At 69.0% G+C, this 21,592-nt stretch carries 17 protein-coding genes and 1 pseudogene; 14 read left to right on the top strand and 4 right to left on the bottom strand.

The genetic code is table 11. The features are described from left to right. Positions 1 to 97: 97 nt before the first annotated feature. The gene (locus C6570_RS05385; RefSeq protein ID WP_106702310.1) at positions 98 to 427 is read left to right on the top strand and encodes a hypothetical protein; all 330 of its coding nucleotides are present in this window, start codon (positions 98 to 100) and stop codon (positions 425 to 427) included. Between the two features lie 437 nt (positions 428 to 864). On the opposite strand, the gene C6570_RS05375 is transcribed toward C6570_RS05385, so the two are convergent. Beyond that, on the bottom strand, positions 865 to 3,090 hold the full coding sequence (locus tag C6570_RS05375) for a malate synthase G (RefSeq protein WP_106702309.1): 2,226 nt from the start codon (positions 3,088 to 3,090) through the stop codon (positions 865 to 867). A gap of 412 nt (positions 3,091 to 3,502) precedes the next feature. Then, positions 3,503 to 4,339, bottom strand: coding sequence for a hypothetical protein (locus C6570_RS05370; protein WP_123812211.1), 837 nt, complete (start codon positions 4,337 to 4,339; stop codon positions 3,503 to 3,505). 109 nt (positions 4,340 to 4,448) lie between these two features. Here C6570_RS05370 and C6570_RS05365 point away from each other — a divergent pair, with 109 nt between their 5' ends. The 5 genes from C6570_RS05365 to C6570_RS05345 all read left to right on the top strand — a co-directional run bounded on the left by C6570_RS05365 (position 4,449) and on the right by C6570_RS05345 (position 10,208). Further along, entirely contained in the window at positions 4,449 to 5,444 is a 996-nt protein-coding gene (locus C6570_RS05365) for a LysR family transcriptional regulator (protein WP_106702307.1), read from the top strand. Between the two features lie 54 nt (positions 5,445 to 5,498). After that, positions 5,499 to 5,948 carry a DUF2214 family protein gene (locus C6570_RS05360; RefSeq protein ID WP_106702306.1) on the top strand — a complete coding sequence of 150 codons (450 nt, stop codon included), beginning with the start codon at positions 5,499 to 5,501 and terminating at the stop codon, positions 5,946 to 5,948. Between the two features lie 10 nt (positions 5,949 to 5,958). After that, the gene (locus tag C6570_RS05355) at positions 5,959 to 7,467 is read left to right on the top strand and encodes a glycosyltransferase family 39 protein (RefSeq protein WP_106702305.1); all 1,509 of its coding nucleotides are present in this window, start codon (positions 5,959 to 5,961) and stop codon (positions 7,465 to 7,467) included. Further along, positions 7,464 to 8,336 carry a ChbG/HpnK family deacetylase gene (locus C6570_RS05350; RefSeq protein ID WP_106702304.1) on the top strand — a complete coding sequence of 291 codons (873 nt, stop codon included), beginning with the start codon at positions 7,464 to 7,466 and terminating at the stop codon, positions 8,334 to 8,336. Before C6570_RS05355 ends, C6570_RS05350 begins: the two co-directional genes overlap by 4 nt. Positions 8,337 to 8,519: 183 nt before the next feature. Further along, positions 8,520 to 10,208 (top strand): ArnT family glycosyltransferase, encoded by a 1,689-nt coding sequence (locus C6570_RS05345; protein ID WP_106702303.1) that lies wholly within the window; start codon positions 8,520 to 8,522, stop codon positions 10,206 to 10,208. On the opposite strand, the gene C6570_RS05340 is transcribed toward C6570_RS05345, so the two are convergent. Both C6570_RS05340 and C6570_RS05335 read right to left on the bottom strand, forming a co-directional pair. After that, positions 10,125 to 10,499 (bottom strand): GtrA family protein, encoded by a 375-nt coding sequence (locus C6570_RS05340; protein WP_106702302.1) that lies wholly within the window; start codon positions 10,497 to 10,499, stop codon positions 10,125 to 10,127. The two genes, C6570_RS05345 and C6570_RS05340, sit on opposite strands and share 84 nt — an antisense overlap. Then, positions 10,496 to 11,449 (bottom strand): glycosyltransferase family 2 protein, encoded by a 954-nt coding sequence (locus tag C6570_RS05335; protein ID WP_245896305.1) that lies wholly within the window; start codon positions 11,447 to 11,449, stop codon positions 10,496 to 10,498. Before C6570_RS05335 ends, C6570_RS05340 begins: the two co-directional genes overlap by 4 nt. Positions 11,450 to 11,575: 126 nt before the next feature. Here C6570_RS05335 and argS point away from each other — a divergent pair, with 126 nt between their 5' ends. The 8 genes and pseudogenes from argS to C6570_RS18365 all read left to right on the top strand — a co-directional run bounded on the left by argS (position 11,576) and on the right by C6570_RS18365 (position 21,586). After that, the gene (gene argS, locus C6570_RS05330; RefSeq protein ID WP_106702300.1) at positions 11,576 to 13,279 is read left to right on the top strand and encodes an arginine--tRNA ligase; all 1,704 of its coding nucleotides are present in this window, start codon (positions 11,576 to 11,578) and stop codon (positions 13,277 to 13,279) included. 17 nt (positions 13,280 to 13,296) lie between these two features. After that, positions 13,297 to 14,079 (top strand): SPOR domain-containing protein, encoded by a 783-nt coding sequence (locus C6570_RS05325; protein ID WP_106704528.1) that lies wholly within the window; start codon positions 13,297 to 13,299, stop codon positions 14,077 to 14,079. A 96-nt stretch (positions 14,080 to 14,175) separates the two neighbouring features. Continuing rightward, on the top strand, positions 14,176 to 14,805 hold the full coding sequence (locus C6570_RS05320) for a thiol:disulfide interchange protein DsbA/DsbL (protein WP_106702299.1): 630 nt from the start codon (positions 14,176 to 14,178) through the stop codon (positions 14,803 to 14,805). 106 nt (positions 14,806 to 14,911) lie between these two features. Beyond that, positions 14,912 to 15,565 carry a lipopolysaccharide transport periplasmic protein LptA gene (lptA, locus tag C6570_RS05315; protein WP_245896304.1) on the top strand — a complete coding sequence of 218 codons (654 nt, stop codon included), beginning with the start codon at positions 14,912 to 14,914 and terminating at the stop codon, positions 15,563 to 15,565. A gap of 44 nt (positions 15,566 to 15,609) precedes the next feature. After that, a complete protein-coding gene (gene lptB / locus C6570_RS05310) occupies positions 15,610 to 16,380 on the top strand; it encodes an LPS export ABC transporter ATP-binding protein (RefSeq protein WP_106704527.1) in 771 nt (256 codons plus the stop codon). Next, positions 16,377 to 17,957, top strand: a complete 1,581-nt coding sequence (gene rpoN / locus C6570_RS05305; RefSeq protein WP_106702297.1) for an RNA polymerase factor sigma-54 — start codon at positions 16,377 to 16,379, stop codon at positions 17,955 to 17,957. Before lptB ends, rpoN begins: the two co-directional genes overlap by 4 nt. Positions 17,958 to 18,139: 182 nt before the next feature. Continuing rightward, positions 18,140 to 20,188, top strand: a pseudogene (locus C6570_RS18370) (GAF domain-containing protein); the annotation flags it as partial. Between the two features lie 57 nt (positions 20,189 to 20,245). Continuing rightward, a complete protein-coding gene (locus tag C6570_RS18365) occupies positions 20,246 to 21,586 on the top strand; it encodes a THUMP domain-containing class I SAM-dependent RNA methyltransferase (protein ID WP_245896422.1) in 1,341 nt (446 codons plus the stop codon). Positions 21,587 to 21,592 lie beyond the last annotated feature (6 nt).

Here is a 21,592-nt window from a genome sequence, read left to right as displayed (position 1 = left end):
CTGGCGTGGGCGGCCGATGCCGCCCCTCAGCCAGCGCCGCTGACCGGCCACGCCCATCCGCGCCCGCACCCAGCGGCGCCCCACCCGTTCGCCACCCATGTCGCCCTCCACCTGGCTCAAGCTGCTCGTCGCCGCCCTGCTGGCGCTGCTGGCCGTCGCCTGGTGGACGACCTGGCTGGATGCCTACGTGCCGCCGCTGGCCGAATGGCGCCAGCAGGCGCGCCAGACCAGCGCCGGGCAAGCCTTGTCGAGCCCACCGCCGCCGCGCTGGGTGACCATCCCGCCGGGCGAGCGGGCCGCGTGCCTGAAAAAAGCCGGCGGTGAGCTGAACGCCGAATTCGTGCAGTGCCGCGCCGGGCGGCGCGAGCTGGTGCGCACCGAGTACGACGGGCGGCGCACCGTGCTGGAGGTCAAGCCGCTGGACTGATCCGCAGCGGTGTGGGAGCAGCGCGCCGATCGGCCTGCTACCGAATCCCTTTCAAGCCAACGAAGCCGTTCAAGCGGAGCCTGTCGAAACCGTTCAAGCGGAGCCTGTCGAAACCGTTCAAGCGGAGCCTGTCGAAACCGTTCACGCTGAGCCTGTCGAAGCGCGTAGCGGCTCTTTGACAAGCTCAAACCGAACGGTTCTTGTGGGTCGAAGGCCAATCGCTGCCATCCGATGGCTGCGGCGCGGCACAGCGCGGGGTGGCGGCGCGTCAGCACCGCGCCCACACGCGCACGACTGAGCCCCAGCGCGACCCAACGAAAAACCGCGCCGGAGCGCGGTTTTTATGAATCAAATTGGCCTCTGGCGCTTATCCCGCCTGCGCTAACAGCTTCTATTGTTATAGCAATCCGAAGCTGGCCGTGGAGCCGGTCAATCCATCAGGGCGTGGCGCCGGCCTTGACCTTCAGGCGCCAGGCGTGCAGCAGCGGCTCGGTGTAGCCGCTGGGCTGCTCGACGCCCTTGAACACCAGGTCGCACGCGGCCTGGAAGGCGGCGGACTTCTTGAAGTTGCCCTTCATCGGGTGGTACGCCGCGTCGCCCGCGTTCTGCTTGTCGACCAGGGCGGCCATGCGTTCCAGCGTTTCCTGCACCTGCTTGCGCGTGACCACGCCGTGCAGCAGCCAGTTGGCCATGTGCTGGCTGCTGATGCGCAGCGTGGCACGGTCTTCCATCAGGCCCACGTTGTGGATGTCGGGCACCTTGGAGCAGCCCACGCCCTGGTCCACCCAGCGCACCACGTAGCCCAGGATGCCCTGGGCGTTGTTGTCCAGCTCTTGCTGCTTTTCAGCGGCAGACCATTTGGCCTCGGGCACGACCGGAATGGTCAGCAGGCCGGTCAGCAGCTCGTCGCGCAGGGCTTGCGGGTCGGCCTTGGCCATGTCCTGCTCGATGCTTTTCTGCACATCGACCACGGGCACCTGGTGGTAGTGCATGGCGTGCAGCGTGGCCCCGGTGGGGTTGGGCACCCACGCGGTGTTGGCGCCGGCGCGCGGGTGGCCGATCTTCTGCTTCATCATCTCGCCCATCAGATCGGGCGCGGCCCACATGCCCTTGCCGATCTGCGCCTTGCCGCGCAGCCCGCAGGCCAGGCCCACCAGCACGTTGTTGCGCTCATAGGCCTGGATCCAGGCGCTGGTCTTCATGTCGCCCTTGCGGTAGACGGGGCCGGCCTGCATGCAGGTGTGCATCTCGTCGCCGGTGCGGTCCAGAAAGCCGGTGTTGATGAAGGCCACGCGCGCCTTGGCAGCGTCGATGCAGGCCTTCAGGTTCACGCTGGTGCGGCGCTCTTCGTCCATGATGCCCAGCTTGACGGTGTTGGCCTTCAGGCCCAGCAGCTGCTCGACGCGGCCAAACAGTTCGCTGGCAAAGGCCACTTCGGCCGGGCCGTGCATCTTGGGCTTGACGATGTAGACGCTGCCCTTGCGCGAGTTGCGCAGGCCGCTCTGGCCCTTGCCCTGCAGGTCGACCATGGCGATGGCGGTGGTGATGGCCGCGTCCATGATGCCTTCGGGGATTTCCTTCAGGCTGCCGTCCTTGGCCTTGTACAGGATGGCCGGGTTGGTCATCAGGTGGCCGACGTTGCGCAGGAACATCAGCGAACGGCCGTGGCGCGATACTTCGCCGCGGCCGTTGGGCTTGGTGTAGACGCGGTCGGGGTTCAGCCCGCGCGTGAGGGTCTTGCCGTCTTTCTGGAACGATTCGGTCAGCGTGCCCAGCAGGATGCCCAGCCAGTTGCGGTAGGCCAGCACCTTGTCTTCGGCGTCCACCGCGGCGACGGAATCTTCCAGGTCCAGGATGGTGGACACGGCGGCTTCCACCACCAGGTCGGCCACGCCGGCCGGGTCGTTCCTGCCGATGGGCGAGGTCGGGTCCACGCGGATGTCCAGGTGCAGGCCGTTGTGCACCAGCAGGATGGACGTGGGCGCGTTGGCGTTGCCCTGGTAGCCCACGAACTGGCTGGCGTCCTGCAGCTTGCTGCTTTTGCCGCCCTTGAGCTTGACGACCAGCTCGCCGTCTTTCACGACGTAGCCGGTGGAATCAACGTGCGAGCCTTTCTTCAGCGGCGCGGTGCGGTCCAGCACGTGGCGCGCCCATTCGATGACCTTGGCGCCGCGCTGGGCGTTGTAGCCCTTGCCTTTTTCCAGGCCCTTGGTTTCGGGGATCACGTCGGTGCCGTACAGCGCGTCGTACAGGCTGCCCCAGCGGGCGTTGGCGGCGTTCAGGGCGTAGCGCGCGTTCAGGATGGGCACCACCAGCTGCGGGCCGGCCTGCACGGCCAGCTCGTCATCGACGTTGGCGGTGGTCACCTGCACCTTGGCGGGTGCGGGCACCAAGTAGCCGATGCCTTCGAGGAACTGGCGGTAGGCGCGCATGTCCTTGATCGGGCCGGGGTTGGCCTTGTGCCAGGTGTCCAGCTCGGTCTGCAGGCGATCGCGCTCGGCCAGCAGCGCCACGTTCTTGGGCGCCAGATCGGTCACCAGCTCGGAGAAGCCGCGCCAGAAGACGTCGGGCTTCAGGCCGACTTCGGGCAGCACTTCCTGGTTGACGAATTCGTACAGCTCGTTGGCCACTTGCAGGTCGTGGGCCTGGGTGCGCTCGGTCATGAAAACCTCTTGAGAAGCAAACAATGGATGGACAAATGCCTGGGGGCGGCGCGCAGACAAGCCCGCACCGCTTGCAGACACTGTATTCGATTTGTTTAGGTCAAAAAACGGGATAAAAAACGAAGAACCTGTGACCAAAACGCAAAGATCGACGCGCTGAGCGGTTTGCGCGGGGAGGAGAGGCGGTGCGGGCTTTCAGGATGGGGAACACGATGCGCGAAAGAGCAGCTCGAAGGAGCGGGGCGCGGGCAGCCGCGCTCACCGCTGAGCGAAGGGCGTTGGCGCAAAGCGGGCGCCGTCAGCGCCGCACTATTAAATAAATAGCTGCCAGCGCTGGTGCAGCGGGCGCCGGCGCCTTATTTTCTTCATTGACGGACGCCGCCGATGCGCAACCAGCCCGGCGGCGCAGGCTTCAGTCCAGCCCCTCGCGCACGGGCCGTATCGTCATCCACAGCGCAGGCATCCACAGCGCCGCCGACTGCACCAGGGCCACCCCCAGGCTGCCTTGGCTGCGCCACGCCCAGCCCAGCGCGATCAGCACCAGCACGCCGTGCACGGGCATCGCCCAGCGCTTGCAGCCCATCAGCAACCAGCCCACGGCGGCGGCGCTGGCGCCGCAGAACAGGTAATAAACCCCGCTGCCGTGGCGCAGCGACACCAGCCCGCCAAACACCAGCAGCGCGGCCCAGGCGATCAGCACCATGCCCAGAAGGCGTGGCGGGCCGGAAGTGCGCGCGCCCGAATCTTCTTGCCGTGCGATCAGCGCCATGCGCATCTGCAGGGCTTCGTCCAGCACGGCGGCGTGGCCTTCGCCCGCTGCACCGCGCGGCGGGACGGCCGCGCCCTGCAGCGGGCCCGACGCCACGCGCGCTGGCGTGGGCGCAGCCGGCGGGGTGGCCACGGGCGTCAAGCCATTCAGGCTGGCGCGCTCGGTCAAGGTGGGCGGGTTGGCCGGGGGCACGCGGGTGGCGGGCGACAAGGCCGCCAGGGGCCGCGCGCCCTGTGCAGCCGCGGGCGGCCGGGTCATGCCCGGCACGGGGCCGGTGCGCGTTGCGTGCGCCACGGGGGCGGGCGCGCGCGGCGCCGGGGCCCGCGTGGCGGGGCCCGCGGGCTCGCTGGCGCGCATGCGGCCTTCCAGCTCGGCACGGGCGCGGCGGCTGCCGCGCTCGCTCAGCTGCTGCAGCTGGCTGACGCTCAACGAGCGCACATCAATGCGGGGCGAAGCGGGCGGCGGTGGCGCTGGCGGCATGGTGGTGGCGGGGGCTCCCTGTTTGGTTTGCGAGGATGATCGCATAGCCCCGCGCAGCGCGAACAGCGCGCGCCAGCTTTGCGCCACATCTGCGCATAATGCCCGCTTCATGGACAAGCTCAAGGCTTTCGAGACCTTCGCCTCGGTGGCCACGCGCGGCTCCTTGAGCGCCGCCGCCCGCGCCGAAGGGGTGGCGCCAGCCGTCATCGGGCGCCGGCTGGACGCCCTGGAAGAGCACCTGGGCGTGAAGCTGCTGGTGCGCACCACGCGGCGCATGGCGCTGACGCACGAAGGCGCGGCCTTTCTGGACGACTGCCAGCGCATCCTGACCGAGGTGGCGGGCGCCGAGGCCAGCGTATCGGCCGGCGGCGTGCACGCCAGCGGCCACTTGCGCATCACCGCGCCGGCGGGCTTTGGGCGGCGGCACGTCGCGCCGCTGCTGCCCGCCTTCCACGCGGCGCACCCAAGGCTGCGCATTTCGCTCAACCTGTCCGACCGCGTGGTGGATCTGGCTGCCGAGCCCTACGACTGCGCCGTGCGCGTAGGCGACTTGCCCGATTCCTCCCTGGTCAGCATCCGCCTGGCCGACAACCGCCGCTTGGCCGTGGCCACGCCCCAATACCTGCAACGGCGCGGCACGCCCGAGCACCCGCGCGAGCTGATGCAGCACGACTGCCTTGTGCTGTCCAGCGACGCCTCGCAAACCCGCGGCTGGGCTTTTCGCGTGCCCAAGGCCAGCGACGACGGCGCGCTGCCCGCCGGCGCTGCGGCGGAAGACGAGCTGATCCACCTGCGCCCCAGCGGGCCGCTGGATTGCTCCGACGGGCAGGTGCTGCACGACTGGTGCCTGGCCGGGCACGGCATCGCCTGGCGATCGACGTGGGAGGTGGAGCGCGAAATCGCCGAAGGCCGCCTGGTGCCCGTGCTGGAAGCGTTTGCCGCACCGCCCAACGGCATTTATGCGATCTTGCCGCACCCCACGCGGCACCTGCCGCTGCGCGTGCGGCTGTGGGTGGACTACCTGCGCGAGCGCTACGCGGACGAGGCCTTCTGGCGCGGCAGGCCTGCGCCGCTGGCGCGCCCGACGGTCACATCCGCTTCGTAGAATGGGCGGGATACCTGTCCCCCTATTTCGTCGCCCCCTTCGGAATCCTGTCGCATGGCGCTTGAAGCGATCCTGGCCTACCTGCACCTGCTGGCCATCCTGACCATGGTGGTGTTCATCGCCAGCGAGGCGGCGCTGTGCCGCATCGAATGGCTGAATGCCAAGGTGGTCGAACGCCTGGTGCGGCTGGACGCCATCTACGCCGGGGCGGCGGTGGCGGTGCTGGCCACTGGCGTGGCGCGCACGATCTGGGGTGTGAAGGGTACGGCCTGGTACTGGACCAACCCGCTCTTGCACATCAAGCTGACGCTGTTCGTGGTGGTGGCCCTGCTCTCCATCGGACCCACGCGCAGTTACCTGCGCTGGCGCAAGCGGCTGCGGGCCGACGGCACGCTGCCGACCGAGGCTGAGGTGCGCAAGACGCGCAAGCTGGTGATGATTGAAGCGCACCTGATCGCCCTGGTGCCGCTGGCAGCCGTGTTCCTGGCGCGCGGCTTCGGCTGACGTTAAGCCCGTGCCGCAGATTCTCCAGCGCCTGCCAGCGCGAAGCCTGGCTGCCCTGCTCTTGGCCGCCACCGGTGCGTGGGTGCTGCTGGCCGCACGGTTGTGGCGTACGCCACCCATCGACAACGTGGAGCAGCTGGTCTGGCGCGGGGCAGTGGAATGGGGCTACTACAAGCACCCGCCGCTGCCCACCTGGCTGCTGGCCGCCGCCAGCCCGGCGTGGCCCGCCACCCCGCTGCTGACGTACCTGCTGGCCGCCGCCTGCATGGTGGTGACGCTGTGGCTTTTTCACGCCCTGCTGCGGCCCCTGCTGGGGCGGGGCGATGCGCTGCTGGCCGTGCTGGCCGCGCTGTGCCTGACTTACGCCACCGACCGCCTGCCCATCTACAACCACAACGTGGTGATGATGCCGTTCATCGCCGCCGTGTGGTGCCTGCTGTGGCGCACCACGCAGCGCCCCAGCCTGGCGGCGTGGGCCGGCATCGGGCTTTGCCTGGGCGCAGGCATGCTGGCCAAGTACCAGATGGCGCTGGTGGCGCTGTGCGTTGCCTTGTGGTGGCTGCGCATCGGCGGCTGGCGCGTGGCCTGCCACCGGTGGGGGCTGGCACTGGCTGCGGTGCTGGCCGCGCTGGTCTTTGCGCCGCATCTGCTCTGGCTGACGACCCACCAGTGGGCGCCGCTGACGTACGCGAGCGACAGCTCGTTGGGCGCGCACCTGCGCTGGTCGGCGCGCGGGCCGCACGCCGTTTTGTGGATGGCCGACTGGATGGTCAACCGGCTGGCACCGGCCTGGGTGCTGGTGTTCGCTGCGGCGGGGGTGCTCAGCCAGCGCCCAGACAACCCAGAGCGGCCCGTGCCACCGCCGGACCGCTGGCAGCGCGATTTCCTGCTGCTGGCCGGTTTCGGGCCGATGCTGCTGACCGTGGCCCTCAGCATGGCGGGCGGCATTCACCTGCAGATGAAGTGGAGCACCGCCTTCGCCCTGTGGACGGTGCCGGCGATCCAGGTGCTGCTGCCCAGGCGCTGGCGCTACGGCGACGCGCCACTGCCCCGCGTGGTCTGGGCAATGGCCGGCCTGCTGCAGCTGCTGCTGCTGGCCATCACGCTGCACAGCGCAGACAAGCAGGCGCACCACCCGATGGGCAAAGGCGCCTGGCGGCAACGCGACTTTGCCGCCATGGCGCACACCATCGACGTGCCGGTGGACGTCATCAACGGGCCGTACGGCGTGGCGGGCATGCTGGCGCGCCATTTGCCCGGCCAGCCGCGTGTGCTGATCGACGGCGACTTGCGCCGAAGCCCCTGGCTGACACCCACCGATTTGGCCCAGGCCCGCACGATCAGCGTGTGGCCCACCTGCCAAGTCCCCGAAGGCGCCCGCCCGCTGGCGCGCGGCTGGGCCTGGTGGCCACGCCCAGCGCCCCCGCCGGTGGCGGACGGCCCGCAAGCTGCGGCAGAGATTGCGAGGCGTGCGCAAGCCAGCCACACGGGGGGCACAGCGGCGGTGCATTGCCCATGAACCCCTTCTTGCCCTCTGGCGGCGGCGATGTGGCCGCCACGAAACCCCTGGTGTTGTGCGCGGACGACTACGCCCAAAGCGCCACCATCAGCGCCGCCATCCGCCGCCTGGCCGCGCAGGGCCGCCTGTCTGCCACCAGCGCGATGGTGCTGTCGCCGCACTGGCCCGTGGAAGCCGCGGCGCTGCGGGCCAACGGGCGCGGGCGCATCGACGTGGGCCTGCACCTGGACTGGACCAGCCCCTTCGCCATCCACGCCGGCCACGGCATGACGCTGAACCGCGCCATGGCCCGCGCGGCGCTGGGCGGGTTTGACCGCGCCCAGGCCACGGCGGTGATTGAGCGCCAGCTGGACGCCTTCGAGGCCGCCTGGGACGCGCCGCCCGACCACGTAGACGGGCACCAGCACGTGCAGCAGTTCGCCGGCATCCGCGAGGCGCTGGTGGCCTGCCTGGCGCGCCGCTATGGCGCCCTGGCGCGCCGCCCGTGGCTGCGGGTGTCGCGCGCGCCCGCCGCACAGCGCACGCTGAAATCGGGCGTCATCGCAGCGCTGGGCGCCAACGCTCTTGAAAAGATAGCTACCAGCGCAGGATTGGCCTGCGCCAGATGGCTTTCTGGCATCTATGATTTTCAGGGCGACGAGGCCGCCTACGCCCACCACATGGCCCAGTGGCTGGCCACCAGCGACGCCGGCACGGTGCTGATGTGCCACCCCGGCGACGCCGACACGGTCAGCGAAGACCCCGACCCGATTGCGCCTGCCCGCGCGCGCGAGGCGCACTTCCTCGCCAGCGACACCTTCGCGCGGCAGCTGGCCGAGCAGCGCGTGCGGCTGGTGCGCGGCAGCGCGCTGTATTCAGCGCAGGCCTGAGCCAGCACCACGGTGCCCTGGCGCGGCAAAACGGCCCCAATCTGAAGCCGCGCTTAGCCAAACGCCTTGGCGGCCTGAAATCGCTTGCGCGCCCGCCACCGCGCCCCATACTGCGCAGCCGCAGGCCCAAGGCGGCCTGCCCAGCGCGACCCAACGCGCTGACGCACGGATGAGAGTCAGGGGATGGACGCTGCCAATTCATTGCCCACGCCGCCGCAAGGCACGCGCTGGGCCCCCAGCGCCGGCTGGCGCCTGAGCACGCGGCAGGCCCTGTTTGCGTGCTGGCTGGGGTTGATCCTGCTGGCCGCCGTTCGGCCGCTGGCGCTGCCGGACGAGGGGCGCTATGGCGAGGTCAGCCGCTGGATGCTCTTGTCTGGCGACTGGCTGGTGCCGCGCCTGAACGGGCTGCCCTTCTTCCACAAACCCCCGCTGCTGCACTGGCTGCAGGCGGCCGCCATGGCGCTGCTGGGCCCCACGGCTTGGGCAGGGCGCCTGGTGCCGGCACTGGCGGCGGGCCTCATGCTGGGCGGGCTGTACGCGGCAGCGCGGCGCCTGACGGGCGAACGGCTGGCCCGCCCCGCCGCCTGGATGCTGGCCACCAGCCCGGCGTTTTTGCTGGGCGGCCAGTACATCAACCACGACATGCTGGTGGCCGCGTGGATCGCCTCGGCCATCTGGTGCTTTGCGCTGGCCTTTTTGCTGGCGCCCGCCTCCGCCGACGCAAAACACGCTGACACGCCGCACGCCGGCTGGGCGCGGGCCGGTTTCGTGGCTTGCGCGCTGGGCCTGCTGACCAAGGGGCTGATCGGGGTGGTGCTGCCGGGCGCCGTGCTGTTCATCTGGATCAGCGTCACGCGGCGCTGGCGGCAGGTGCCGCGCCTGCCCTGGGTGTCGGGCGTGGCCTTGTTCCTGGCCATCGCCGGGCCGTGGTTCGCGCTGGCGGCGCACCGCTATCCGGGCCTGTGGGCCTATATGTTCGGCACGCAGCAGTTCGCGCGGTACACCAGCGGTGGCTTCAACAACGCGCAGCCCTGGTGGTTCTACGTGGCGGCCGCGGCGCTGCTGCTGTTCCCGTGGCCGGTGCTGATGCTCGTGCGCCAGCGCGCGCGCACCGCAGGCCAGCCCACCTCATTGGGAACGGCGGACGACCGCCGCACGCGCGAAACGCTGTGGCTGTGCGGGATCTGGCTGGGCACGATCTTGCTGTTCTTCAGCGTGCCGCGCTCCAAGCTCGTGGGCTACATCCTGCCCGTCATGCCGCCTTTGGCCTTGCTGTGCGCCGCGGGCTGGCAGCGCGCCGTGACGCGGTGGCCCGCCCTGACGCGCTGGTTCGTGGCGCTGGCGGCGGCGCCATTGCTGCTGTCGGTGGGCCTTACCCTGGGCATTGGCCGGATGACGGGGGACAAGCTCAACCCCGGCGTGGCGCAGGCGCTGGCGTGCCAGGCCAGCCCCAACGACCCGGTGTACCTGGCGCGCACCGGCTCTTACCCGTACGACCTGCCCTTTTTGGCGCGAACGCAACGCCCGCTGATCGTGGTGCAGGACTGGCCCAAGCTGCGCAGCAGCGCGGGCGACAGCTGGGCGCGCGAATTGATGGACGCGGGCGACTTTGAACCCGCCGCCGCTGCGGCGCTGCTGCAAACGCCCGACGCCCTGGCGCGCGCCGCCACCCAGCCCCGCCGCTGGCTGCTGACAGGGCCGCGCGCCGAGTCCGACACGCACGCCGACGCGCTGGCGCGCATGGGCTGGCACGCTACGTACGAAGACCCGCGCTGGACGCTGTGGCAATCAGCGCCGGAAGGCCCAGAAGCGGCTCAGCACGAAAGTTTGCCCGGCTGCCACCAGCAGGGCAGCCACCAGCGCCGGCCATGAGGGCACGCCCAGCCCGCGCAGCAGCAGCACGAATACCGCTTCGTTGGTGGCAAAGCCCAGCAGCGCCGTGGCGGCAAAGCGCCCCAGGCTCTGGCCGACGCCCGTGGCTGCATCGCGAAAGCTCAGCCACCGGTGGCCGCCAAAGCTGACGAAAAACGCCACCACGAAGCCCGCCGCATTGGCCCATTCCGGCGCCATCCAGCGCTGCGCCACACCAAACACCAGCAGGTGCGTCAGCGCGGCGGAGGCGCCCACGGCGCCAAACCAGAAGCCGGTGCGAAGGGCGCTCACAGCGTGGGGGTGTCCGCGGAAGGCGCGGCGCCATCGCCGGCCAGCCCCTGCCCCGCGCGCCCAGCGACCAGGTACAGCGGGCGCTGCTTCACCTCGTCGTAGATGCGGGCCACGTACTCGGACAGCAGCCCGATCGCCATCAGCTGCACGCCGGCCAGCAGCATCATGCCGGCCACGATGGTGGCGTAGCCAGGCACCGAGATGCCCAAAAAGGCGTACTCGAACACCACCCACAGCCCATACAGCAGCGCGGCCAGCGACAGCAGCACGCCCGTCATCCCCATCAGGCGCAGCGGCGTGGCCGAAAAGGCGAACAAGCCGGTGGTGCCCAAGGAAAAGGCGCCCACCAGGCCAAAGCGCGTCTCGCCCGCCAGGCGCGGCAGGGGTTCGTAGTCCAGCGCCAGGCTGCGAAAGCCCACCCACGCGTACAGGCCCTTCATGAAGCGGTGCCGCTCGGGCATCAGGCGCAGCGCCTGCACCACCCGCGCGTCCAGCAGGCGAAAGTCGCCCGCATTGCGCGGCACCTTGACGCGCGCGTGCCAGTTCAGCAGGCCATAGAAGACGCCCGTCAGGCGCCGCTGCAGCGCGGACTGGTCGCTGCGGGTGCGCCGCACGGTGTAGACCACGTCGTAGCCCTGCCGCCAGCCAGCCAGCATCTCGGCCAGCAGCGCCGTGGGGTGCTGGCCGTCGGCATCCATCAGAAAGACGATGTCGCCGCGCGCGCTGTCCAGCCCGGCGGACAAGGCCGCCTCTTTGCCGAAATTGCGCGACAAATCGATCAGCACCAGCTGCGGGTGCGCGGCGCACAGCTCGGCCGCCACGGCCGCGGTGGCATCGCGGCTGCCGTCGTTGACCACGATCAGCTCGACATGGGGCGAAAGCTGGGCCAGCGCGGCCAGCACCTGCGGCACGACGCGTGGCAGGGTGGCGGCCTCGTTGAAGGCCGGCATGACGCAGGAGATGCGGGGAACCGCCTGGGCGCGCTCATTCATGGGGCCGGATCATGCCGCAAATGGCGCGCGGGCTTGCGGCGCATCTGCCGCGACGGGCCGGGTGCGCGTGGATAATTCGCGCCCATGTCATCCGTCAAACAAGACTTGCTGGGCGCGCTGTCCGGCGAGCTCGAAAAACTATCGCCCGGCGCCGGTGAAAAGGCCGCGTTCGAATCGCCCAAGCAGGCCGCCCACGGCGACCTGGCGTGCACCGCCGCCATGCAGCTGGCCAAGCCCCTCAAGGCCAACCCGCGTGCGCTGGGTGAGCAGCTCAAGGCCACACTCGAAGCCACTCCGGCCTTCCAGCAGTGGGTAGAAGCGATCGAGCTGGCCGGCCCCGGCTTTCTGAACATCCGTCTGAAGCCCGCCGCCAAGCAGCAGGTGGTGCGCGAAGTGCTATCAGAAAAAGAGCTGTTCGCGCAGCAGCCACCTCGGCCAGACCGTGTTTTGGTTGAATTCGTCAGCGCCAACCCCACGGGCCCGCTGCACGTGGGCCACGGGCGCCAGGCCGCGCTGGGCGACGCCATCTGCAACCTGCTGAGCACGCAGGGCTGGCAGGTGCACCGCGAGTTCTATTACAACGACGCCGGCGTGCAGATCGAGACGCTGACGAATTCGGTGCAGTTGCGCGCCAAGGGCCTCAAGCCCGGCGCCGAGGGCTGGCCGGAAGCGGCCTACAACGGCGACTACATCCAGGACATTGCCGACGATTTTCTGGCCAAGAAGACCGTGCAGGCCGACGACCGCAGCTTTACCGCCAGCGGCGACGTGAACGACGTGGACGGCATCCGCCAGTTCGCGGTGGCCTACCTGCGCCACGAGCAGGACAAGGATTTGCAGGCCTTCCGCCTGAAATTCGACGAGTACTACCTCGAATCCAGCCTGTACACCAGCGGCCGGGTGGAAGCGACGGTGCAGCGCTTGATCGCCAACGGCAAGACGTACGAGCAGGACGGCGCGCTGTGGCTTAAGACCACGGACTACGGCGACGACAAAGACAGGGTGATGAAGAAGTCCGCCGTGACCACGCCGGACGGGCGCAAATCCGAAGGCGGCTACACCTACTTCGTACCCGACGTGGCCTACCACATCAGCAAGTGGGAGCGTGGCTACCACAAGGTCATCAACATCCAGGGCACCGACCACCACGGCACCATTGCCCGCGTGCGCGCAGGGCTGCAGGCGGCCGACGTGGGCATCCCCCTGGGCTACCCCGACTACGTGCTGCACACCATGGTGCGGGTGGTGCGCGGCGGCGAGGAGGTGAAGATCAGCAAGCGCGCCGGCAGCTACGTGACGCTGCGCGATCTGATCGAATGGACCAGCGCCGACGCGGTGCGTTTCTTCCTGCTGAGCCGCAAGCCGGATACGGAATACACATTTGACGTGGATCTGGCCATCCAGAAGAACAACGACAACCCGGTCTACTATGTGCAGTACGCCCACGCGCGCATCTGCTCGGTGCTGCAGGCCTGGGGCGGCGACGTGAACAGCCTGGCCAGTGTGGACCTGAGGCCCCTGGACAGCCCCGCTGCCCAGGCGCTGATGCTGCAGCTGGCCAAGTACCCCGACATGCTGACGGCCGCGGCGCAGGACTTTGCCCCGCACGACGTCACCTTCTACCTGCGCGAGCTGGCCGCCAGCTACCACAGCTACTACGACGCCGAGCGCATTCTGGTGGACGACGAGCCTGTCAAGCTGGCCCGCCTGGCGCTGGTCGCGGCCACCGCGCAGGTATTGCACAATGGTCTGTCGGTGCTTGGCGTGTCCGCTCCGACCAAGATGTGAGCGTTATTTTCAACATGATGAATTCAAAACAACGCGGCGGCACCTTTCTGGGCATCATCCTGGGGATGATGGTCGGCTTGGCGGCTGCGCTGGCCGTGGCGATCTACGTTGCCAAGGTGCCCATCCCGTTCGTCAACAAAAGCCCTTCGCGCACCAGCGGCCAAGATGCCGCCGAAGCGGAGAAAAACCGCGACTGGGACCCGAACAGCCCCCTGCGCAACCGCAACGCCGCCAAGCCGGGCGCGCCCACCGCCGCCGGCACCGTGGCGCCCGCCCCCGAGGCGACGCCTGTGCCTGCCCCGGTCGAAGTAGCGCGCCCCACCTCGCGGCCCGTGCCGGCGCCCGCCGAAGTCACCCCGCCCACGCGCAGCGCGGCCGCGTCCGCCACCCGTGAGCGCGAACGCGAAGCCAAGCCCGCGACGGAAACCGCCACCGCCTCGGCAACCAAGCCTGCGGCCGAATCCACCGCGCGCACCCCTTCCAAGCCCACTTCGTCCGACCCGCTGGGCGACCTGGTCGCCTCGCGCACCGGCAATGCCGCACCCAGCAGCGCCACGGCCGACCCGTTCACGTATTTCGTGCAGGCCGGCGCCTTCCGCACCCAGGACGACGCCGACGCGCAGCGCGCACGCCTATCCCTCATGGGCGTGGAAGCGCGCGTGACCGAGCGCGAGCAGGCCGGCCGCACGGTGTATCGCGTGCGCGTGGGCCCGTTCCAGAACAAGGACGCCGCCGACCGCGTGAAGGGCCGCCTGGATGGCAATGGCTTCGATTCCGCCCTGGTGCGCGTGCAGCGGTAATTCGGCACGCCGCTGCTGAAAGACGGCGGGATGGACGGAACTTCGGCCGCGCCGGCTCACTCCATAGCCCGCTACCCCTGTTTCTTGGAGAACTAGATGAAACGTCGCGAATTTGCCCTGAGCGCCACCGTGTTGGCCGCGCCGGCATTGATTTCCCTGCCTGCTCACGCCCAGTCGGGCAAGGGCTACGTCGAGCTGAAGAGCCGCGCCCCCGTGAACGCTCCGGCCGGTCAGGTCGAAGTGGTGGAATTCTTCTCATACGGCTGCGTGCACTGCATGCACTTTGAGCCGATCTTTGCCGCATGGAAGAAAGCGGCCCCCAAAGACGTTTCCGTGCGCCTTGAGCACGTGGGCTTCAACAGCAGCTTCGAGCCGCTGCAGCGCATCTATTACGCGCTGGAATCCATGGGCAAGGTCGACGAAGTGCACGCCAAGATCTTCGACGCGCTGCAGGTCAAGAAAATCCGCCTGGACAAGCCGGATGTGCTATTCCCCTGGATCGCCGAGCAGGGCCTGGATCGCGCCAAGTTTGAAGCCGCCTACAAATCCTTCGGCGTGGCCAGCAAGATTCGCCAGGTCACCCAGCTGCAGGACGCCTACAAGGTCGAAGGCACGCCTGCCTTGGGCATTGCTGGCCGCTACTACACCGATGGGTCGATGGCCGGTGGTTTTGAACGCATGATTCAGATCACCAACAACCTGATTGCCCAAACCCGCAAAGGTTGATGGCCGCAGCCCGCCAAGGCGCCAGAATGAGCCCGTTTCGACGGGCTTTTTCATGCGCGGGCGGCACGCTGCGCTTACAATGGCGCGCATAGGTAAAGCAAAAATCGTGCCCCATACCCAGACTCTCTGGCGCCTCTTGGGCGGTGCCGCTGCCGGCCTGTTGGCGCTGGCGCTGGTCACCCCCGCCTTCGCGGAACGCGCCGACCGCGACAAACCCATGAACATCGAAGCGGACGCAGGCCGCTACGAAGATCAAAAGCAAGTCACCACCTTCACCGGCAATGTTGTGGTGACCAAAGGCACCATCGTGATGCGCGGCGCGCGCCTTGAGGTGCGCCAGGACGCGAGCGGCAACCAGTCCGGCACGATGTACGCCGACTCCGGCAAGCGCGCCTTCTTCCGGCAAAAGCGCGAGGGCGTGGACGAATACATCGAGGGCGAAGCCGAAACCATCGAATACGACGGCAAAAGCGACATCGTGCGTTTCATCCGCCGCGCCGAAATGCGCCGCCTGGCGGGCGCCACGATTCAAGATGAAGTGATGGGCAGCTTGATCGTCTACAACAACGTGACCGAGGTTTACACGGTCGACGCCGGATCTCGCGCCGCAGGCGCCCCGTCGGCTGCCCCCGGCGGGCGCGTGCGCGCCATCCTGGCGCCGCGCAATCCGGCCAGCGCCCCGGCCGCTGCGCCAGCGCCCGCCGCCAGCGCGCCGCTGCGGCCCTCGACGACATTGCCCGCCACAGGATCCGCACGGTGAGCGAGGCGAACGCGGAAGCACTGGCCTCGCGCTTTGGCGGCAGCATGCCCGCCGCCTTGGCGCCTGAGCACGGCCACAGCCGCCTGGAGGTGCGCGGGCTGCGCAAGAACTACGGCGCCCGCCGTGTGGTGCACGACGTGTCGCTGGACGTGGCCAGCGGCGAGGTCGTCGGCCTGCTGGGCCCGAACGGCGCGGGCAAGACCACCTCGTTCTACATGATCGTCGGCCTGGTGCGCGCCGACGCCGGCACCATCAGCATCGACGGGCGGTCGATTGAAGACATGCCGATCCACCGTCGGTCGCGCCTGGGCTTGTCTTACCTGCCGCAGGAAGCATCGATCTTTCGCAAGCTCACGGTGGCCGAGAACGTGCGCGCCGTGCTGGAGCTGCAGGTCGGCCCCGACGGCCGCGCGCTGAGCCGCGACGAGATCGAGCGGCGCCTGACCGAGTTGCTGGAGCAGCTGCACGTCAACGACCTGCGCGATTCCCCGGCGCCGGCGCTGTCGGGCGGCGAGCGCCGCCGCGTCGAGATTGCTCGCGCCCTGGCCACTCAGCCGCGCTTCATCCTGCTGGACGAGCCGTTCGCAGGCATTGACCCCATCGCCGTCATCGAGATCCAGCGCATCATCGAATTCCTGAAGGCGCGCGGCATTGGCGTGCTGATCACCGATCACAATGTGCGTGAAACCCTGGGCATTTGCGACCACGCCGTCATCATCAGCGAAGGGCGGGTGCTGGCCACCGGCACGCCCGCGCACATCGTCGAGGACCCACAGGTGCGCCGCGTGTACCTGGGAGAGAATTTCCGCCTGTGAAGCCCGGTCTGTCGCTGCGGGTTTCGCAGCACCTTGCGCTCACCCCTCAGCTGCAGCAGTCGATCCGGCTGCTGCAGTTGTCCACACTGGAGCTGTCCAGCGAGGTGGAGCAGATGCTGGACGACAACCCTTTTCTGGAGCGCGAGGAAGACGGCGCCCCGCGCGAGGAATTCGGCCTGTCGCGTGCCGACACGCGCACCAGCGAGGGCGACCGGGTCAGCGAGAATGCTACAGAATTTGAAGCTGCCAGCGCTGATGGCGCGGGCGCTGAAGGCCCGTTGGACTCTGAATCCCTACTGCACGAAGGCTGGGACGGCGATGGCAGCGTGGACGTCAGCGCCGACGACGGCGAATGGGGTGGCGACGCCCCGGCGCGGGGACAGCAGGCTGCGGGCGACGACGAGCTGGACGCCGGCGAACGCACGGGCGCCCAGGAAAGCCTGACCGCACACCTGCATCAGCAGGCGCTGGCCCTTCGCCTGTCGCCCGAGGATTCGGCCGCGCTGCGCTTTCTGATCGAGTCGCTGAACGAAGACGGCTACCTGGAAGATTCCCTTGCGCAGCTGGCCGCCACGCTGATCGACGACGACGACGATATCGAGCAGATGGAAGAGCTGGTGCACCGCTTCACCATGGCGCTAAAACTGCTGCAGTCGCTGGAGCCGGCCGGCGTGGGCACCCGCAACCTGGCCGAATGCCTGTCGCTGCAGCTGCGCGATCTGCGCGCAGCCTGCGCGGGCGAGCCCGACGAGCTGGCCCGCGTCGGGGCGGCCGAGGCCATTTGCGCCCAGCACGGGGCAATCGAGCTGCTGGCCAAGCGCGACGCCAAGCGCCTGGCCGCGCTGACGGGCCTGCCCGAAGCGCAGGTGCGCCAGGGCATGCAGCTGATCGCCACGCTGGAGCCCAAGCCGGGGCGCCGCTTTGCCGACGTGGAGCGCAACGTGGTGGTGCCCGACGTGATCGTCAGCGTGCGCGGCAGCGGTGCGCAGCAGCGCTTTCGCGTGCAGCTGAACCCAGATGTGATGCCGCGCCTGCGCGTGCACGACGTGTACGCCAGCGCACTGCGCGGCGGCAAAGGCGGCGAAAACCACCAGGCGCTGGCGCAGCGGCTGCAAGAGGCCCGCTGGTTCATCAAGAACATCCAGCAGCGCTTTGACACCATCCTGCGCGTGTCGCAAGCCATCGTCGAACGGCAAAAGAGCTTCTTCATCCACGGTGAGCTGGCCATGCGGCCCATGGTGCAACGCGACCTGGCCGACGAGCTGGGCGTGCACGAATCCACCATCTCGCGCGTGACCACCGCCAAGTACATGGCCACGCCGCGCGGCACGTTCGAGCTGAAGTATTTCTTCGGCTCGGCGCTGGCCACCGAATCGGGCGGCAACGCGTCCAGCACCGCCGTGCGGGCGCTGATCAAGCAACTGATCGATGCCGAGAACACGGCCAAGCCGCTGTCCGACAACCAGCTGGCCGAGCTGCTGAAAGCCCAGGGCATCGACTGCGCGCGCCGCACGGTAGCCAAGTACCGCGAGGGCTTGCGCATACCCGTGGCCGGGCTGCGCAAGGCTTCTGCCTGACGCGCCGCCAGGCGCCGTCGTCGACCGCCTGTCACGGCTATGCCTCGTGGCAGAGCGCGCGTCGCGCACACCGATACACTGGGTCGCGTGTAGGAATTCCCCTACGCGTTTGCATCGGACGTGCGGCCAGCCACGGCGCCTCACGCCTGGCCGCCAGCGCACGATCTGACCAAGGACCACCGGTGGCGCTGCTCAAACCTCAATCCCAACTTCACACGCCTGGCGCGATTCAAGCCCACGGCGTGCTGATCGCGTTGGATGGCTTTGGCGTTGTGACGCACCTGAGTGCCAATGCGGCCAAGCTGCTGGGCCACGAGGCGCCCTCGCTCGGCCGCGCGCTGCCCGAACAGTTTGGGCTGAGCGGCGCCAGCCTGGTTGCCGCAAAAGCTGGCGGCGAAGATTCTGCGTTGGCCGATCATCACCGCGTCGCCCTGAACGGGCGGCAGTTTGACTGCCTTGTCCGGCGGCAGAAATGGGGCACGCTGGTCGAGCTGGAACCCAGCCCCCACCCTAGGCAAGACCTTGATCCCGGCCCAACCTTGCATCAGGTGGTGCGCCGCTTGCGCCAACAGACCAACGTACAGGGTTTGCTGGACGAAGGCACGCGGGCCCTGCGCGCCATGCTGGGTTTTGACCGCGTGCTGGCCTACCATTTCAAGCGAGACGGCAGCAGCCAGGTGGTGGCCGAGGCCAGCAGCGCCACAGACTGGCCGCCGCGCCTGGGTCAGCGCTTTCCAGAAGCCCACATACCGGTTGAAGCGCGTCGCTTGTTCAGCCTGAATCCGGCGCGGCACGTTCCGGATGCTGACAGTGCGCCGGTGCCGCTCGAAGCTGCGCCCGGTCACGAAGCTCCGCTGGATATGACACTGTCCGCACTGCGCAGCGTGCCGGACTTTCATGCCCATTACCTGCATGACAGCGGGATCAGTGCGTCCATGTGCGTGCCCTTGATCGTGGACGGCGATCTGTGGGGCATCCTCGCCTGCCATCACCGCGCGGCGGTGCAGGTGCCCTACCCCGTGCGCGCCAGCTGCGCCGTGCTGGGCGAGCTGCTGTCTACCCAGTTGCAATACCAACTGGACAAGGACCGCGCTGCACGCGAGTTGACGCACGAGCGCCTTCGCGGCAATTTGCTGGCGCAACTTCAGGGCGCCACCGATCCGGCGCTGGTGCTGGCATCGCGACTGCCGAACATGGCGCGCGCCTTCAGGGCGCAGGCTGCGGTGATGAGCCACCAATCCAGCGTGTTCGCGCACGGCGATATCCCCCACGGACTGCAGACCGCCCTGCTGCGCTGGCTGCACGACGGCGGCGTCGACAGCGGTCGGGTGTATGTCACCGATGCGCTGACCGAGTCTGCACCCGACCTGGCGGCACGGCTGACGGGCTGGGGCGGGATGATGTCGTTTTGCTTTGACGAACCCAGTCAAACGCGGATCCTGCTCTTGCGCCGCCAGGCCCCGGACGCCGGCGACGGCGATGTGCCCAGCGCAGCGCGTAGCGCCCTTGGTGAAACCACGACCGGCCCAGACAGCGACTTTGACGGCACTGTCGCATGGGGCGCGGTGGAGCGGGATGCGCTGCAGGCATTGGGTAACAGCCTGGGGCTGCTGGTGGGCGCTGGCGTGGCCGACATGCACCGCTACCGCAACGCCGTCGGGGCCATGCTGCGCGCGCAGGCGCGTGAAGTGGCGCTGCCCGAGTCCAGCGACCAAACCAGTCGCTTCGACCGCGTGCTGCACAAGGCGATGGAGCTGAGCCTCATGCGCGGCAACGTCAAGCCATTGGCCCTGGCACCCGTGGACCTGCCCGCCCTGCTGTCCGCGCGCGTGACGCAAGCGCTGCAGCGCGAACACGGTGCGTCGATCTATCTGGACACGCCCGCCAAGCGCGGCGACGCCGCCCCCGTGGTCGTTCAGGCAGACCACGAACGCCTGGCCGCGCTGTTCGACGGCTTGATCGACAACGCCTTGCGGCACGGGCAGGCCGGCGAGTCGGTGGTGGTGCGCGTCCGTCGCGAGGGCGATTCCGCCGTCACCGAAATCAGCAACATCAGCCCTCCCATCGTTCCGGCGGTGGTGGACATGTTGTTCAGCGGCACCGAACCGGCCGCGGTGGACGATTCGCGCGGCGGCCTGGGCTTCGGCCTGTACGTGTGCCAGTCGATCGCGCAGGCGCACGGCGGATCGCTGGCGTACACGCACGAAGACCCGTTCGTGACCTTGTCCGTGCGCCTGCCCCTGGCGCCGGCACTGGCGCACTGCGCGCGTCGGTCACAATGCGCAGCCATGGCGACTTCATCTGGCACTGCCGCATTCAAGGCGGCCGATCTGACACTTTTCCTGCCTTGCGCCGGCGGCGTGGAGGGCTACCTGGCCGACGAGGTTCACGGGCTCACCGGTTTGACCGGTCACGACCTGCTGGCCGAACGCGGGGGCGTGCGCGTGCGCGGCGACTGGGCCGTGGTGATGCGGCTGAACCTGCACAGCCGCCTGGCGCAGCGCGTGCTGATCGAGCTGGCGCACGGCCCCTACCGCGACGAACACGACCTGTACGCACTGGCCGCCGAAGTGCCGTGGGAACAGTGGTTTCAGGCCCGGCAGACTTTCCGCGTGGACCTGACGGCGCAGGCCAGCCCGCTCAAGAGCCTGAACTTCGCCACACTGCGCGTGAAAGACGCGGTGGCCGACCGCTTCCGCAACGCCGCGGGCGGCGTTCGGCCCAGCATCGACACGCAGCACCCGCAGGTCCGCATCCACGCGCACCTGAGCGCCACGCACGCCAGCGTGTCCATCGACACCAGTGGCGAGCCATTGTTCAAGCGCGGCTGGCGGCAAGACAAAGGCGATGCGCCGCTCAAGGAAACGCTGGCCGCTGCCATGCTGGCCGCCAGCGGCTGGTGGGAGCCCGCCGCAAGCCGCGTGAGTGAGCTGCCGCTGTACGACCCCTGCTGCGGCAGCGGCACCATCGCCATCGAAGCCGCGCAACTGGTGCTGGGCCTGCCTGCGGGCGGCGCGCGCCGCTTTGCGTTCGAGCAGCTGCGCCCGTTCGACGCGCGCACATGGATGGCGATCAAGGCCGCAGCGCGCGAAGGCGCTCGGCGCCCCGGCCCCATCCAGGTGTTCGGCAGCGACGTGGCCCACCGCATGGTCGACTTCGCCCAGCGCAACGCCGAGCGCGCGGGCGTCGGCCACGCCGTACAGCTGCGCGGTGGCGATGCGCTGCAGCGCGTACCGCCCACCCCGCAGCCGGGCGTCATGCTGATGAACCCGCCGTACGGCGAACGCATCGCGGCCGCGGGCGTGGCCGGGCAAAAGGCGCGCGGGCGCGAAGCGTTTCAGCACGGCCCACTGAGCCGCTCGGCGGACCAGCGACGCCCAGGCGAAGACGCCGCCGAACGCGACACGGGCGACGATTTCTTTGCCCAACTGGCCGCGCACTGGAAGACGCACTACGCCGGTTGGACGGCCTGGCTGCTCACGCCCGATCTGAAGCTGCCCAGCCGGTTGCGGCTGAAGGAAACGCGCCGCGTGCCGATGTGGAACGGGCCCATCGAATGCCGCCTGTTCCGCTTCGACCTGACGGCGCGGCGCGAAAAATCCGACTCAAATCCGCCTCCAGCGCCCTAGCCGCCT

The sequence above is a fragment of the Ottowia oryzae genome (genome assembly GCF_003008535.1).
GTDB lineage: Bacteria > Pseudomonadota > Gammaproteobacteria > Burkholderiales > Burkholderiaceae_C > Ottowia > Ottowia oryzae.
The sequence above is the reverse complement of the archived record's forward strand: the minus strand, read 5'-3'. Positions and strand labels throughout refer to the sequence as shown.

Excerpts from the sequence above, each read along its gene's own strand:
- C6570_RS05385 (WP_106702310.1), top strand. The coding sequence starts at position 98 with ATGTCGCCCTCCACCTGGCTCAAGCTGCTCGTCGCCGCCCTGCTGGCG.
- C6570_RS05375 (WP_106702309.1), bottom strand. The coding sequence starts at position 3,090 with ATGACCGAGCGCACCCAGGCCCACGACCTGCAAGTGGCCAACGAGCTG.
- C6570_RS05370 (WP_123812211.1), bottom strand. The coding sequence starts at position 4,339 with ATGCCGCCAGCGCCACCGCCGCCCGCTTCGCCCCGCATTGATGTGCGC.
- C6570_RS05365 (WP_106702307.1), top strand. The coding sequence starts at position 4,449 with ATGGACAAGCTCAAGGCTTTCGAGACCTTCGCCTCGGTGGCCACGCGC.
- C6570_RS05360 (WP_106702306.1), top strand. The coding sequence starts at position 5,499 with ATGGCGCTTGAAGCGATCCTGGCCTACCTGCACCTGCTGGCCATCCTG.
- C6570_RS05350 (WP_106702304.1), top strand. The coding sequence starts at position 7,464 with ATGAACCCCTTCTTGCCCTCTGGCGGCGGCGATGTGGCCGCCACGAAA.
- C6570_RS05345 (WP_106702303.1), top strand. The coding sequence starts at position 8,520 with ATGGACGCTGCCAATTCATTGCCCACGCCGCCGCAAGGCACGCGCTGG.
- C6570_RS05335 (WP_245896305.1), bottom strand. The coding sequence starts at position 11,449 with ATGCCGGCCTTCAACGAGGCCGCCACCCTGCCACGCGTCGTGCCGCAG.
- argS (WP_106702300.1), top strand. The coding sequence starts at position 11,576 with ATGTCATCCGTCAAACAAGACTTGCTGGGCGCGCTGTCCGGCGAGCTC.
- C6570_RS05325 (WP_106704528.1), top strand. The coding sequence starts at position 13,297 with ATGAATTCAAAACAACGCGGCGGCACCTTTCTGGGCATCATCCTGGGG.
- C6570_RS05320 (WP_106702299.1), top strand. The coding sequence starts at position 14,176 with ATGAAACGTCGCGAATTTGCCCTGAGCGCCACCGTGTTGGCCGCGCCG.
- lptB (WP_106704527.1), top strand. The coding sequence starts at position 15,610 with ATGCCCGCCGCCTTGGCGCCTGAGCACGGCCACAGCCGCCTGGAGGTG.
- C6570_RS18365 (WP_245896422.1), top strand. The coding sequence starts at position 20,246 with ATGGCGACTTCATCTGGCACTGCCGCATTCAAGGCGGCCGATCTGACA.